Annotated in this window: 15 protein-coding genes; 8 read left to right on the forward strand and 7 right to left on the reverse strand. The window is 66.9% G+C overall.

Annotation, left to right across the window (positions count from 1 at the left end):
- Positions 1-68 precede the first annotated feature (68 nt).
- Positions 69-287, forward strand: coding sequence for a hypothetical protein (locus LFM09_RS31435; RefSeq protein WP_414100193.1), 219 nt, complete (start codon positions 69-71; stop codon positions 285-287).
- On the opposite strand, the gene LFM09_RS31440 is transcribed toward LFM09_RS31435, so the two are convergent.
- Together LFM09_RS31440 and LFM09_RS31445 are read right to left on the reverse strand one after the other, a co-directional pair.
- The gene (locus tag LFM09_RS31440) at positions 284-829 is read right to left on the reverse strand and encodes an SRPBCC domain-containing protein (protein WP_414100194.1); all 546 of its coding nucleotides are present in this window, start codon (positions 827-829) and stop codon (positions 284-286) included. The two genes, LFM09_RS31435 and LFM09_RS31440, sit on opposite strands and share 4 nt — an antisense overlap.
- Positions 813-1160, reverse strand: a complete 348-nt coding sequence (locus tag LFM09_RS31445; protein WP_414100195.1) for an ArsR/SmtB family transcription factor — start codon at positions 1158-1160, stop codon at positions 813-815. The genes LFM09_RS31440 and LFM09_RS31445 overlap by 17 nt, the downstream gene beginning before the upstream one ends.
- A gap of 175 nt (positions 1161-1335) precedes the next feature.
- On the opposite strand from LFM09_RS31445, the gene LFM09_RS31450 reads away from it, so the two are divergent.
- The 3 genes from LFM09_RS31450 to LFM09_RS31460 are packed head-to-tail and all read left to right on the forward strand — an operon-like array spanning position 1336 to position 3708.
- Positions 1336-2106 (forward strand): Tat pathway signal sequence domain protein, encoded by a 771-nt coding sequence (locus LFM09_RS31450; RefSeq protein WP_414100196.1) that lies wholly within the window; start codon positions 1336-1338, stop codon positions 2104-2106.
- Positions 2106-3071, forward strand: a complete 966-nt coding sequence (locus LFM09_RS31455) for a DUF3500 domain-containing protein (protein WP_414100197.1) — start codon at positions 2106-2108, stop codon at positions 3069-3071. The genes LFM09_RS31450 and LFM09_RS31455 overlap by 1 nt, the downstream gene beginning before the upstream one ends.
- Positions 3049-3708, forward strand: a complete 660-nt coding sequence (locus LFM09_RS31460) for an endonuclease V (RefSeq protein WP_414100198.1) — start codon at positions 3049-3051, stop codon at positions 3706-3708. Before LFM09_RS31455 ends, LFM09_RS31460 begins: the two co-directional genes overlap by 23 nt.
- On the opposite strand, the gene lspA is transcribed toward LFM09_RS31460, so the two are convergent.
- The 5 genes from lspA to LFM09_RS31485 are packed head-to-tail and all read right to left on the reverse strand — an operon-like array spanning position 3674 to position 9766.
- Positions 3674-4159 (reverse strand): signal peptidase II, encoded by a 486-nt coding sequence (lspA, locus tag LFM09_RS31465; RefSeq protein ID WP_414100199.1) that lies wholly within the window; start codon positions 4157-4159, stop codon positions 3674-3676. The two genes, LFM09_RS31460 and lspA, sit on opposite strands and share 35 nt — an antisense overlap.
- A 38-nt stretch (positions 4160-4197) precedes the next feature.
- Positions 4198-4683 (reverse strand): YybH family protein, encoded by a 486-nt coding sequence (locus LFM09_RS31470; RefSeq protein WP_414100200.1) that lies wholly within the window; start codon positions 4681-4683, stop codon positions 4198-4200.
- Positions 4684-4720: 37 nt separating this feature from the next.
- Positions 4721-7693: an alpha-mannosidase gene (locus LFM09_RS31475; RefSeq protein WP_414100201.1), complete on the reverse strand. Its 2973-nt coding sequence runs from the start codon at positions 7691-7693 to the stop codon at positions 4721-4723.
- On the reverse strand, positions 7683-8978 hold the full coding sequence (locus LFM09_RS31480) for a 6-phospho-beta-glucosidase (protein WP_414100202.1): 1296 nt from the start codon (positions 8976-8978) through the stop codon (positions 7683-7685). Before LFM09_RS31480 ends, LFM09_RS31475 begins: the two co-directional genes overlap by 11 nt.
- Positions 8975-9766: a DeoR/GlpR family DNA-binding transcription regulator gene (locus LFM09_RS31485; RefSeq protein WP_414100203.1), complete on the reverse strand. Its 792-nt coding sequence runs from the start codon at positions 9764-9766 to the stop codon at positions 8975-8977. The genes LFM09_RS31480 and LFM09_RS31485 overlap by 4 nt, the downstream gene beginning before the upstream one ends.
- 99 nt (positions 9767-9865) lie before the next feature.
- On the opposite strand from LFM09_RS31485, the gene LFM09_RS31490 reads away from it, so the two are divergent.
- Genes LFM09_RS31490 through LFM09_RS31505 form a run of 4 tightly spaced genes read left to right on the forward strand, consistent with a single transcriptional unit; the run spans position 9866 to position 13615 of the window.
- The gene (locus LFM09_RS31490) at positions 9866-10741 is read left to right on the forward strand and encodes a carbohydrate kinase family protein (RefSeq protein WP_414100204.1); all 876 of its coding nucleotides are present in this window, start codon (positions 9866-9868) and stop codon (positions 10739-10741) included.
- Entirely contained in the window at positions 10738-11952 is a 1215-nt protein-coding gene (locus LFM09_RS31495) for an ABC transporter substrate-binding protein (RefSeq protein ID WP_414100205.1), read from the forward strand. The genes LFM09_RS31490 and LFM09_RS31495 overlap by 4 nt, the downstream gene beginning before the upstream one ends.
- A complete protein-coding gene (locus tag LFM09_RS31500; RefSeq protein ID WP_414100206.1) occupies positions 11949-12815 on the forward strand; it encodes a carbohydrate ABC transporter permease in 867 nt (288 codons plus the stop codon). Before LFM09_RS31495 ends, LFM09_RS31500 begins: the two co-directional genes overlap by 4 nt.
- On the forward strand, positions 12812-13615 hold the full coding sequence (locus LFM09_RS31505; RefSeq protein ID WP_414100207.1) for a carbohydrate ABC transporter permease: 804 nt from the start codon (positions 12812-12814) through the stop codon (positions 13613-13615). The genes LFM09_RS31500 and LFM09_RS31505 overlap by 4 nt, the downstream gene beginning before the upstream one ends.
- The last annotated feature ends 50 nt before the right edge of the window (positions 13616-13665 follow it).

The following is a 13665-nucleotide window of genomic DNA, read 5'->3' on the forward strand; positions in this document are numbered from 1 at the left end:
CCACCGAGGCGCGCAACCGTGCGTTGTTCGCCTCGGTGGCGTCTGTGTGATGCCGGCCCTCGCTCGTCATGGCTGCCGCCGAACGTGTGCTCTTCGCCGGTGATCTGGTGTTCGCGGGCGGCCAGCCGTTCTTCGCCAAGGGCAGCATCAACGGCGGCCCTTCGCCTGTCACGCCCGCCCTCAACCGATATATCAGTTCCGACACCACCGCTGACCTGCTGCTTAGCAATGACTCTTTGGACGACGTCGTCAAAAGAGTCATTGCAAAAGCAGGATTCGCGTTCTAGACGGCCTGGTCGATGCCGGGCGGTTCGGGGACGTTCTCGGACTTGGTGCTCGACGGCATCGCCCACATGAAGGCGCGCATCATCGCGTACTGGAACTTCAGGCCGGTGCCGACGTCGCCGTCCTCGACGACCTGCTTGAGCGAAGCGAGGATGGTCTTCCAGGTCGTGTCGACCTTGTCGAGCCGCTTGACGCCCTCGGGCCAACCGGAGTTGCGCAGCGTGACGCGCGTGCCGCCGTCGACCTCTTCCAGCTCCCACGAGACGACGGTCCACGGGTCGTCGCGCATGGTGAGCCGTTGGGTGTGGGAGAGCAGTCGCGGCGGGTCGACCTCGACGACGCGGCCGACGACGAAGACCCGTTTGCCGTCGGTCGACCGGTAGTACAGCGGTGCGCCCGGCTTCAGCTCGGAGTCGAGCACGGCGTCCATCATGGCGCGCTGCTTGCCGTCGAGTTTGGTGATCTCCGCCCAGACCTTCTCGATGGGCGCGGCGATCACAATGCTGTGCAACAGCTCGGTGCCGGTCTCAGCCAACGTCCTCATCCTCCTGTTCGGCACTCTCGACCGCGTGCTTCAGGCCGACGAGCGCCGCTGCCCAGTTCTCCTCGTAATGCGCGACCCACCGCTGATGGATCTGCTGGATGGGCACGGGATTCAGGTGGTTGACCCGTTTCCGGCCCCGCGGCTCCACGAGCACCAGATCGGCCTCGCGGAGCACACCGAGGTGCTGCATGACGACGTGCCGGCTGGTCTCGAGCTCCTCGACCAGCTCGCCCGTGGTGCGCGGGCCGGTTCGCAGCACGTCGAGGATCGCGCGCCGCAGCGGGTTCGCCAGAGCGCGCCAGACGGCGTCATCATCATGTGGCATCTTCATTACGTAAGGTTTTTAACACCTAACCTGGTCACAAGTCGAGACCGTGTTCGTCGGCAGGGTCGGTGAGCGGACGATTGACTCGGGAGTCAACGGGTGATGTGATCACGCCCGCAACCCGAAGGGGTGCAGACCTTTTCCCTAAATCCGCCGCCATGGATGTTGGGGAGGAACGGGCGTGGAGATCTCTCGGCGTTCGGCGTTGATCGGTGGCGCGGCGGCTGTCCCGCTGCTCATGACTGGTTCCGGGCTCGCTCAGGCGGCGACCTGGAAGCTCAAGTGGAGTCCGCAGGCGAACAAGGACGGGCTCGGCGCCTTCGAGGGCATCGAGGACGACCGGGCCGGCTCGCATCCGGGCACGAAGCACATCTACGCGTCGGGCAGCGACTACCGCTTCGACATGCACACCCGCGACCGGGACACGTCGACCGACCGGCAGCGCAACGAGGTCCGCGGCATGAAGGCGGGCGGCCAGAACCTCGACGTCGGCAACGGTGAGACGTGGAAGTGGACCTACTCCATGTTCATCCCGAGCTCGTTGAAGTCGACGACCTCGTTCACCCACATCATGCAGACGAAGATGCCCGGCCTCGGCTCCGCGCCCGTGACAGTCATGTCGCTGCGCCGGACCGGCGGTGTGCAGAAGATCGAGTTCAAGATCACCGAGGGCAACGTGCTCGTCGGCAACGTCGACCTCGAACCGCTGCACAACAAGTGGATCGACACCGAGGTCGAGATCAAGGTCGGCAACGGCACGGGGCGCGTTCGCTGGGTCGTCCGCGAGGGCGGCCGCATTGTGCTCGACGCGACGAAGAACAACGTCGACACGTGGCTCGACGACCGGTTGCGCCCGAAGTGGGGCATCTACCGCTCGCTGGGCGACACCTCGGGCTCGCTGCAGAACTGCTACCTGCTGCTTCGCAACCTCAAGGCCTATAAGTTCGAATGATGCTGCACGACGTCGCTGACGCCACGCACCAATATATTAGTTCCCTCGCCGGTGACCAGCGCGAACACGCGATTCGCGCGGTCACCGACGACGACCTGAGGCACCGCTGGGCGTACACGCCCGGTGCACGACCGGGCCTGGTGCTCGGCGAACTCCGGCGAGACCAGCGCAAGGCCGTGCACGGCATGCTCGCGACGGTGCTCAGCCCGCATGCCTACGCGCAGGCCGCGGCAGTGATGGCGCTGGAGGACGTGCTCGACCACCGCGAGGGCGGGCACCGCGATCGGCACAACGGCGACTTCTGGACGGTGCTCTTCGGCACGCCCGGCGGCGACGAACCATGGGGGTGGCGCGTCGAGGGGCACCACCTGTCGGTCAACGTCGTCGTCGCCGACGGCCGTGTCTCGGCAACGCCGTTCTTCCTCGGCGCGAACCCTGCTCGCGTCACCTATCGCGGCCACGTGGTCGGCCAGCCGCTGCGACTCGAAGAGGAGCTCGCCCGCGAGCTCCTCGACCGCATGGGCCCGACCGCACGCCGCCTGGCCGTCGTCTCGGACACCGCGCCGCACGACATCAAGACCGGCAACTCGCCGCGCGTCAGCCCGTCCGACCCAGTCGGTGTGACGCCTGCGCAGCTCGGCAAGCCGGCGGGGGAGCTGCTCGTCGACATCGTCCGCTTCTACCTCGACCGGCTCGCGTTCGAGCTCGCCGACGAGGAGTTCGCACGCATCGACCCAGAACGCCTGCACTTCTCGTGGGAGGGCTCGCTGCGCCGCGGCGAAGGCCACTACTACCGCATCCAGGGCCCAGAACTGCTCATCGAGTACGACAACACGGCCAACGAGGCCAACCACGTCCACACGGTCTGGCGTCGTCATTCGGGTGACTTCGGCGACGACCTCCTCGCCGCCCACTACGACGCGTCACGGCACACTGTCGCCCGTGGAGTGGCCCAGAACGGTTGACGACGCCGTCGCGATGCAAGAACGCCTGCGCACCCAGGTGATCACCACCAGTGCCCCTGACCTGCGCATAGACACCGTCGCGGGCCTGGACGTCGGCTACCGTGGCAATGACGCAGTTGCGGGCGTCTGCGTGGTGTTCGATGCAAAGGCGCTGGTCGTCCTCGACGAGGTCGTTGTCGAGGACACCACGGACTTCCAATATATTGCCGGGCTCTTCGCGTTTCGGGAGATGCCCGTGTTGCTGCGCGCGCTCGATCGGGTGACCGTCGCGCCGGACCTGTTGGTCGCGGACGGTCAAGGGCTCGCGCACCCGCGGCGGTTCGGGCTGGCGTGCCATCTGGGCGTGCACACGGGCATTCCGAGCATCGGGGTCGCGAAGAACGCGATGGGCGCCTTCGACCCGCCCGGCCACGCCCGCGGGTCGATGAGCGACCTCTCGATGGACGGCGAGGTCGTCGGACGGGCGTTGCGGACGCAGGACGGCGTGAAGCCGGTGTTCGTGTCGGTCGGCCACAAGATCGACCTGGACCGGGCGTGCGCCGAGGTGCTGCGCCTCGCCCCGCGCTACCGGTTGCCCGAGACGACCCGCCGCGCTGACACGCTCACGAAGCAGGCTGCTTCGTCGGCTGGAAGCTGAGCAGCACGAGCAGGATCGCGCCGCAGACCAGCGCGATGTCCGCGACGTTGCCGACGAACCAGCCGTTGTAGTCGAGGAAGTCGACGACGTGCCCGCGCGCGAAACCCGGCGGCCGGAACAGCCGGTCGAGCAGGTGCGTCGTCGCGCCGCCCAGCATCAACGCGAGCGCCGCCGCCCGAAGCTTCGTCTGCGGCTGCATGCCGTACCGCGCCAGCAGCACGACGGCGACGGCCGCGACGATGGTGAAGATCCACGTCGACCCCGCGCCGATCGAGAACGCGGCGCCGGGGTTGTAGAGGAGCCTGAGCTGCAGGAACTCCCCGAGCACGGGAATCGGCGCGCGCCCGGTCAGCGCGCTTTCGGCCCAGAACTTCGTGGCCTGGTCCAGCAGCAGCACGAGCACGGCGATGCCCATCACGAGCGGCACGCGGCGAGAGTTGGTGGTGTCCATTTGCAGACGAGCGTAGTTAAGGGCGCCACGGCCCGGCATCAGGGCTTGGTCACGTCCTGTGCGCTGAACGCTTCGACGTCGTCGACATCGGCCGCCGCGAGGAACTCCTCCTCCAGCGTCGCTGACCGTTCGTCGGTGTCGTAGTCGACGCAGATGCGCCACCTTCCGCCGGTGGGGCGCGCATATGTGTGGAAGCGGCCGTAGAACGTGCGCTCGTCACCGTTGGCCCGCTTCGACAGGATCTGGAAGATGCCGCGCTCGCTCGCGATGTCCTTGGCGGCGATGCGCTCGACGAAACGGAACGAGATGGCGACCCTGCTGCCGCGGCCCGCGAGCTCGGCGAACCACTTCGTGGTCTGGTCCGAGTACTCCTCGAACCCGAACACCTGTTGTGCCTGGCCGCCCGCGCGGATCAGCTCCGGCGCGTGGAGGCCCAGGAACGCCGGCGCGTCCAGATTCGCGTAGGCGAGCCGGAACGGGTGCCAGATGTCCTCGTTCAGCTGCCGCAACAGAGTGGTGTCCACGCTTCGGAAGCTAGCGCGGACACCGCCCCGGCTTCACTCATTTTTCCGTTTCCAGCCTCAGCGTCATGATCTGGAACGGTCGCAGCTCGATGTTCTCGAGCGACACGGTTTGCTGCGGTCGTTCGAGCAGATCTGTCACCTGCGCGCGCACGCACTCGAAACCGGGCGTCAGCGTGAACCGCGCGCGTCCACCGAGGCACTCGTACAACCGGACGACGACGTCGCCGGACTGATCATCGGCGAGCTTCACAGACTCGATTGCCACCGCGTCGGAGTCGGTGGACACCAACGGGCGGTGTTCGGCGTTGCCCGGCAACACGCGCAACGGCAGGTTCAGCGCGTAGCCCTCCGCGAGAGTTGCGCCGATGTCTGCGCCCGGCAGCAGCGCGTAGGTGAACCGATGCAGGCCCTGGTCCGCGTGCGGGTCAGGAATGTGCGGCGCGCGCACGAGGCTCAACCGCACGACGGTCGCGCGTCCGTGCCGTGTGATGTCGTGGCCGTAGGTGGAGTCGTTGATCACGCCCACGCCGAAGCCCGGTTCGGCGACATGCACCCACCGATGCGCGTACACCTCGAACCGCGCGGCGTCCCAGCTGGTGTTCGTGTGGGTGGGGCGGTGGACGTGCCCGAACTGGATCTCCGCTGCGGAGCGTTCGGCGTGGACGTCCAGCGGGAACGCGGCTTTGAGGATCTTCTCCGACTCGTGCCAGTCGATCGCCGTGTCGACGTCGATCCGCGGGGAACCGGCGTTGAGCGAGATCAGCTGGGTGATCTTGGAACGGCCGAACGAGCGGACGACCCTGACCGTGGCGCGCAGCGGGCCGTGGCTCTCGAACGTCACCTCGTCGGCGTCGACGAGGTTGGTGTGCTTGCGCTGGTAGTGGGCGTCGATGTCCCAGGCGTCCCAGTAGTTCGGGAAGTCGGGGTGGAGCTGGAGGAGGTTGCCTGGCCCGGCGAGGACCTCACGGCCGTTCGTGACGACCGACGTCATCAGGCCGTTCTCGTTGAACGCGACGCGCACCAGCCCGTTGTCGAGCACACGGCCGTTGATGACGACTGGGTTCGTGGGTTCGCTCTTAGTGCCGATACCGGACGCTGGCGCCGTCACGAAGACCGGTTCGCCGTCGTGCAAGACGACTTCGTTGCGATCGCGTGGGCTCGTGTTGAACACGCCGCCGCCGAGTGACTCCTGTGCCTGGCGCGTGATCTTGGCGAGGTGTTCCGCGACGTCCGCGTAGGTCTGCTCCGCTTCCTGGTGCACCCACGCGATGGAACTGCCGGGCAGGATGTCGTGGAACTGGTGCAGCAGCACGGTCTTCCACAACGCGTCGAGTTCGTCGTACGGGTACTCGTATCCGTTGTAGACGGAAGCAGTAGCGGCCCACAGCTCGGCTTCACGTAGTAGGTGCTCGCTGCGGCGGTTGCCGGCCTTGGTGCGCGATTGTGTCGTGTACGTGGCGCGGTGCAGCTCCAGGTAGAGCTCGCCGGTCCACACAGGAGCGTCCGGGTACTCGGCCTGGGCCTTCCGGAAGAACTCGTGCGGCGGTTCGATCTCGACCTTGGGAGAGCCTTCGAGGTTCTGCAGGCGCCTTGCCCGCTCGACCATGTCCCTGGTGGGGCCGCCACCGCCGTCGCCGAACCCGAACGGCAGCAGCGAACGCGTACCGCGGCCTTTCTCGGCGTAGTTGCGGACGGCGTGGGAGAGCTCCTTGCCGAGGATCTCCGCGTTGTAGGTGTCGACCGGCGGGAAGTGCGTGAAGACGCGGCTGCCGTCGATGCCCTCCCACCAGAACGTGTGGTGCGGCAGCTTGTTCGTCTGGTTCCACGACAGCTTCTGGGTGAGGAACCACTTCGCGCCCGCGAGCGTGGCGAGCTGCGGGAACGCGGCCGTGTAGCCGAAGGAGTCGGGCAGCCACACCTCCTCGCACTCGACGCCGAACTCGTCGAGGAAGAAGCGCTTGCCGTGGGTCAGTTGCCGCGCGAGGGCCTCGCCGCCAGGGAGGTTCGCGTCGGACTCGACCCACATGCCGCCGACGGGGCGCCACTGGCCGTTCTTCGCGGCCTCCTGCATTCGTTCGTAGATCTTCGGCTGGTTCTCCTTGACCCACGCGTACTGCTGGGCCTGGGAGGCGGCGAACACGAATTCCGGGTACTCGGTGGCGAGCCAGGTGACGTTCGCGAAGCTGCGGGACGCCTTGCGGACGGTCTCCCGGAGCGGCCAGAGCCACGCGGAGTCGATGTGGGCGTGGCCGATGGCGGACAACGTGTGCGCGCTCGCGTGTGCCGGCCTGCTCAGGACGTCGACGAGTTCGTCGCGTGCTTGCTGCGCTGTCGCTGGGACGTCGTGCGGGTCGAGGACATCGAGTGAACGTTCGATGGCGCGCAGGATCTCGTGGCGGCGCGGGTCGTCGAGGGACAACTCCAGCATGAGGTCGCGGAGGACCTCCAGGTCGAGGCTCAGGTGCCAGACGGTCTCGTTCAGCACCGCGAGCTCGGCCTTGTCCAACCGGTACATCGGAGCTGGCGGGGCGGTCTTCTTGTCACCGAACGGCGTTGGCTGGAAGTCGTGCTTGAGGATGTCCGGGTTGGCGGCGGCCTCGATGACGAACTCGACTGATATATCGGATATCGGAACGTGCTTGTTGCGCGGCGCGATGCCTTTGACCGGCGTTCCGTCGGGCAGATAGACGAGTGCTTCGGCCTGGTTGCCGGGCCACGCGTCCTCGAACCCGAGGTCGAAGACGGCCTCGACCCGCCTGTCGCTCCACTCTGGCGGCACATTCGCCCGGACCCGGAACCACGTCGTCGACCACGGTGCACCCCAGCGGTCGCCGATCTCGAACGGCTCCCATTCGGCATCGCTCATCGCCTGCGCGAACGGGATCGGCTCGTCCGGCACCCGCCACATCTCGACGGTGAACGGCACGGACGACTGATATGTCGCCGGGACGACTCGGGTCGTCAACGCTCGCGTCAACCGGTCCTCGACGCGCTGCCGATCATCGTGCACGGAAAGCTCCAGACAGGAACGGGTGGTTGTCGACGATCTTGCGAGCGACGGTGACGGAGTCGACGAGCGGATGCAGCGCCAGCGCTTTCACGGCGTGCGCGCGCTCGCCGCTGATCGCGGCCCGGATGGTGGCGCGCTCGACGACCTTGAGCGCGGTGACCAGTCCGACGCCCTCGTCGGGCACCTGGCTGACCGCGACGGGGCGCGCGCCGTTGGCGTCGACGAGGCTCGGCACCTCGACGACGGCGTCGGAGTCCAGGCATGACAACGTTGTCTTGTTCGGCACGTTGAGGATCAACGTGGTGCGTTTGTCGGACGCGATGGCGTGCATCAGGTCGAGCGCGACCTGTTCGTAGCCGCCGCCGTCGAGGTCGTCGGTGTCGCGTTCGTCGTCACGGGTCTCGGCCATGTACGTCTGCTCGCGTTCGAGGCGGGTCCGCTCCCAGCTCTCCAGCGACGGCGCCGCGTAGAACTGCTTCTGCTGCTCCAGCAAGAACGCCCCGCGCGACGCGCCGGACTCCACCGCCTCGCGCGTGAAGTAGTAGTAGTGCAGGTACTCGTTCGGAATGGCGCCCAACGTCCGCAGCCACTCGGCGCCGAAGAGCTTGCCCTCCTCGAACGACTCCAGCCGTTCGGTGTCGGCGAGCAGGTCCGGCAGCACATCGCGCCCGTGCACGTGCACGCCCCGCAACCAGCCGAGGTGGTTGAGCCCGGCGTAGTCGAGCCAGGCGTCCTCGATGTCGGCGCCGACCGCACGCGCGACGCGCCGGCCAAGGCCGACGGGGGAGTCGCAGATGCCGATGACGCGGTTGCCGAGGTGTGCCGACATCGCCTCGGTGACCATGCCGGCGGGGTTGGTGAAGTTGATGACCCACGCGTCCGGCGCGTGCACTGATATACGACGTGCGATGTCGAGCGCGACGGGAACGGTACGCAGCCCGTATGCAACGCCGCCGGCGCCGACGGTCTCCTGTCCGAGCACGCCGCATCCCGCGGCGACGCTCTCGTCGGCCGCGCGCCCGTCGAGTCCGCCGACCCTGATCGCGGAGAACACGAAGTCGGCCCCGCGCAGTGCTTCGTCCAGATCTGTCGAGGTCGTCACGGCCGGCGCATCCGATATATCAGTCGCGAGCGCGGCCAGAACACCGGCGACGGCCCCGAGTCGTGAAGCGTCGAGGTCGTGCAGCACGACCTCGGTGACCCGGCCGGGTGACCGGTCGGCGAGCAGCGCGCGATATACCAGTGGCACGCGGAAGCCGCCGCCGCCCAGGATGACCAGCTTCATGCCTCAACCACTTCCACTCGGGCTTCCTGCAGTGCTAGCCGCGTCGCCGGATCGGCCGACGCGGTGGTGACGACGACGTCGAGGTCGTCGGGTCCGCAAACACGTGCGACGCCGACGCCGGGGAACTTCCCACCGTCCGCAACGAGCACGACCTGGTCCGCGGCCTTGATCATGGCCCGCTTGAGCGGCACCTCGACGAGCGTCGTGTCCATGACGGCGCCGTCGTCCCGGACGCCGCTGGTGCCGAGGAAGAGCCGGCCCGCGTGCACCTGCCGCAGGTTGTCCTCGGTGAGGAACCCGACCAGCGAGTGGTAGCGCCGCCGCACCATGCCGCCGAGCAGGACGAGCTCGACGTCGGCGTCGTCGCGCAGCTCGTCGAACACGGCGAGGTTGCTCGTGATGACGGTGATCCGCTTGCCGTGGAGGTGATGAGCGAGCCGGTGCATCGTGGTGCCGATGTCGAGCAGCACGGTCTCGCCGTCCTGAACCATCGCCGCGGCCGCGCGCGCGACGGCGTCCTTGGCCTCCGCGCGTTCGGTGGCGACTTCGGCGAACGGGTCGTCGATGTCGTCGCTGTTGACGTCCCCGCTGTTGATGCCGTCACCGGCATCGAGCGTCATGGCCCCGCCGTACACCCGAGTCAGCTTGCCGTCGGCGTCGAGCTGTTCGAGGTCGCGGCGGATCGTCGCCTGGCTGACGCCGAGCTTGTCGGCGAGCGAGCGCACCTCGCTCGGCCCGTCCGCGCGCAGGGTGCGCAGGATCAGCTCGCGTCTGCTCTGGGGAAGCATGCGGCCACCGTACAACCAAAGTCGAGCAGAGTTGAGCAAACTCTTGCCAACTTGTGCACGTCTGGCGCACGCTCTTGCGCAACCTTGGAAGGGGGCAGCGTGCGCCACGTCGGGGATGACAACGATGTCTACCTGTCCGGACTGCTCTTCTACGACCTCGTCTTCACCGGACTGCCGAAACCGCCTACGCCGGGCGAAGAGCTCTGGACCGGCGGGATGGCGAGCGGACCGGGAGGCATCGCGAACTTCGCCGTCGCACTCGCCCGTCTCGGAACCCGGCCGGTGCTGGCGGCGGCGTTCGGCGACGACGCCCACGGCGCCCTTTGCTGGGACTTCCTCGCCGACGAAGGCGTCGACCTCACGTACTCACGCCGCTTCCCGGGCTGGGCGACGCCGGTGACTGTCGCGTTGTCCTACGACGACGACCGCGCCCTCATTACTCACGGCACGCCACCGCCCGCACTCGAGACGACGAGGCCGTCGACGAAAGCATCGATCGTCCACCTCGACCCCGTCGCCGATATATCAGTTTCCGATCTTCCCGGCCTGGTCTTCGCCGACGTCGGCTGGGACCCGACGCAACAGTGGCGTCCTGAACTGTTGCGCCAGCTCGAGCACTGTCACGCGTTCCTCCCGAACGAGGTGGAGGCAATGGCCTACACGCGTACCGACACGCCGTGGACTGCACTGAAGAAGCTCGCCGACGTCGTCCCGATCGCCGTCGTCACGAGAGGTGCACGCGGTGCGCTAGCAGTGGACAACTTGACTGGTGAACATGCCGAGGTTGAGGGAATCAACGTTGACTGCGTTGACAGCACGGGAGCCGGTGACGTGTTCGGCGCGGCGTTCGTGCACGCGACTTTGACGGGCATGCCCCTGCTAGAACGTCTCACCTTCGCGAACAGGGCGGCCGCGATCTCGGTGCAACGCCCCGGCGGTGCGACGGCGGCCCCGACCCTGGCGGAAGTGTCATGAGCGGCGTCAGGCGGAGGACGTTCCTCGCGCTGATGGGCCTGGCCGCAGCAGGATGCGCGACCGAGACCCGTGAGGGCATGACGCTCTGGATGTGGTCCGGCGGCCTGAGCGAGAAGTCGCTGGAGGAGGCCACGACGAGGTTTCCCGGCCTGCGGCCGTTGAAGGCGGGCGCGCAGTTCAAGGCGAAGCTGATGACGAACCTCGCCGGCCGCTCGCACGTCCCCGACATCACCGGTCTCAAGGGTGAGGACATCTCCGCGTTCTTCCCCAACGCCGACCAGTTCGCTGACCTGAAGAGCCTCGGCGCGGACGCGTTCAAACCGCAGTACCTCGACTGGAAGTGGCAGCAGGGCATCACCGCGGAAGGCCGCATGATCGGCTTCCCGATCGACACCGGCCCCACCGGCCTCTACTACCGCCAGGACGTCTTCGACCGCCACGGCGTCAACGCGGCGAGCATCCGCACCTGGGAGGACTACTTCGACGCTGGCGTCGCCATGAAGCAAGACGCGTCGATGATCCTCAACCTGCGCATCGTCTACAACATGGCGATGGCGCAGTCGAAGCGCCAGCTCGTCGACGAGAACAAGCAATATATCGGCGGCGACGACCACGTCCGGCACGCCTGGGACCTGGCGATCAAGGCGCATCAACTCGGCATCAACGCCGCCATGCAGGACGGCAGCCCCGACGTCAACGCCGCCCTCACGACCGGCGAGGTCGCCAGCATGATCGGTGCGTCGTGGGCCGCCGCCGACCTGAAGTCCGGCGCGCCGGACTCGAAGGGACTCTGGCGGGTCGCGCCGACTCCCGGTGGCGCCGCGAACTGGGGAGGTTCGTTCCTCAGCATCACCAGGTACTGCCGCGAACCCGAGAAGGCGTTCGAGGTCATCACCTGGCTGCTCACGCCGGAACAGCAGGTGCGCGGCTTCCTCGACCTCGGCCTGTTCCCGTCCACACCGGACGCGTTCGCGAGCCCCGACCTGCGCCAGCCGGACGACTTCTTCGGCGGCCAGATCATCGTCGACACGTTCGCCGAGTCCGCGAAGCAGGTGGCGGTCGCCTACATGAGCCCGTGGGAGCCGCGGCTCGCGCAACTGTTCTACGACGAGCTCGCCAACGTCGAGACCGTCGGCAAACCACCCGAGGAGGCGTGGCGCGACGTGCAGCACAAGGCCCGCAGGATCGCCGACCACGTGGGGCTCAAATGAGGAAGTACCTGCCGCAGTACCTCGCGATCTCGCCGTTCTTCCTGCTGTTCGGCGTGTTCGGGCTGTTCCCGATGGTGTTCCTCGGCTACCTCGCGTTCCACACGTGGGACGGCATCGGCGAGATGAGGTTCGTCGGGCTCGACCAGTTCAAGTTCCTGGTCACCGACGACATCTTCTGGCTCTCTCTCGTGAACACCCTTGAGATATGGGTGATGTCAACGGTGCCGACGCTGTTCCTCGGCCTGGTCATCGCCTACGTCCTGCACTCGTCGGTGCGGTTCACGACCTTCTACCGGATCGCCTACTTCGTGCCGAGCGTGACGTCGCTCGTGGCCGTCGCGATCGTGTTCGGCTCGATCTTCAGCAGCCACTTCGGCCTGATCAACGCCGTGCTGGAGTGGATCGGTGCGGGCGCGGTCCCGTGGCTGACGAGCGAGTGGGGCATCAAGGTCTCGATCTCGGCGCTGATCGTGTGGCAGTGGACCGGCTACAACGCGATCATCTACCTCGCCGGGCTGCAGGCCATCCCGGGTGAGGTGCTCGACGCGGCCACTGTGGACGGTGCGAGCCGGTGGCAGGCGTTGTGGCGCATCGTGATCCCGATGATGAAGCCGGTGATCCTCTTCACCGTGATCGCGTCGACGATCGGTGGGCTGCAGACGTTCACCGAGGCGCAGATCCTCGTCGGCGAGGAGGGCGGGCCGGGGCAGTCCGGGTTGACCATGGTGCTCTACCTCTACCAGCAGGCGTTCAAGCACAACGACTTCGGCTACGGCGCGACGATCGGCGTCGGCCTGTTCGTGGTCATCCTGCTGTTCTCGATCATCAACTGGCGTCTCGTGCAGCGAGGGGAGAGGTCGTGAAGCGCCACGTCGTGCTGGTCCTGGGCGTGCTGGTGTCGCTGTTCCCGTTCTACTGGATGGTGGTCATGGCGACCAACGCGACGGAGGACATCCTCAAGTTCCCGCCCGCGCTGACGCCCGGCGATCAACTGCTCGCCAACATCGACAAGGTGTTCGAGGAGATCGACTTCTTCGGGTCGATGCTGAACACGGTGCTGGCGGCCGTCGGTGCGACGGTGCTGGTGCTGCTGTTCGACTCGCTCGCGGCTTTCACGTTCGCCAAGTTCCGCTTCCCCGGCCGCAACGCCCTGTTCGTGCTGCTGCTCGGCACGATGATGATCCCGCCGCAGCTCTCGGCCATCCCGCAGTTCGTGGTGATGGCGCAGTTCGGCTGGGTCGGGTCGCTGAAAGCGCTGATCGTGCCCGCGGTGATCAACGCGTTCGGCATCTTCTGGATGCGTCAGTACATTTCGGGCGCGGTGCACGACGAATTGCTGGAGGCGTCGCGGCTGGACGGCTGCGGATTCTTCCGGCAGTACTGGCACGTCGGGCTGCCGGTGGTGCGGCCGGCGCTCGCGTTCCTCGGGATCTTCACGTTCATCAGCGTGTGGAACGACTACCTGTGGCCGCTCGTCGTCCTGGTCGACCCGGACGCGGTGACGCTGCAGGTCGCGTTGGGCCAGCTCAACCGCACGCACGACACCGACTACAGCATGGTGATGGCGGGGACGCTGCTCGCGGTGATCCCGCTTCTGATCGTCTTCCTCATCGGCGCACGCAATTTCATCGCGGATCTGGCAAAGGGTGCCGTGCGCGGATGAACTGTGATACAAAGAATGGCTTTGTATTTTCGGAATGAATTTTCCGGGAA

The sequence above is a fragment of the Lentzea alba genome (assembly GCF_047445655.1).
Lineage (GTDB): Bacteria > Actinomycetota > Actinomycetes > Mycobacteriales > Pseudonocardiaceae > Lentzea > Lentzea alba_A.

Bases quoted from the DNA above. Each gene is read 5' to 3' on its own strand.
- LFM09_RS31445 (WP_414100195.1), bottom strand. From the start codon at position 1,160: ATGAAGATGCCACATGATGATGACGCCGTCTGGCGCGCTCTGGCGAAC.
- LFM09_RS31485 (WP_414100203.1), bottom strand. From the start codon at position 9,766: ATGCTTCCCCAGAGCAGACGCGAGCTGATCCTGCGCACCCTGCGCGCG.
- LFM09_RS31455 (WP_414100197.1), top strand. From the start codon at position 2,106: ATGCTGCACGACGTCGCTGACGCCACGCACCAATATATTAGTTCCCTC.
- LFM09_RS31435 (WP_414100193.1), top strand. From the start codon at position 69: ATGGCTGCCGCCGAACGTGTGCTCTTCGCCGGTGATCTGGTGTTCGCG.
- LFM09_RS31440 (WP_414100194.1), bottom strand. From the start codon at position 829: ATGAGGACGTTGGCTGAGACCGGCACCGAGCTGTTGCACAGCATTGTG.
- LFM09_RS31495 (WP_414100205.1), top strand. From the start codon at position 10,738: ATGAGCGGCGTCAGGCGGAGGACGTTCCTCGCGCTGATGGGCCTGGCC.
- lspA (WP_414100199.1), bottom strand. From the start codon at position 4,159: ATGGACACCACCAACTCTCGCCGCGTGCCGCTCGTGATGGGCATCGCC.
- LFM09_RS31480 (WP_414100202.1), bottom strand. From the start codon at position 8,978: ATGAAGCTGGTCATCCTGGGCGGCGGCGGCTTCCGCGTGCCACTGGTA.
- LFM09_RS31500 (WP_414100206.1), top strand. From the start codon at position 11,949: ATGAGGAAGTACCTGCCGCAGTACCTCGCGATCTCGCCGTTCTTCCTG.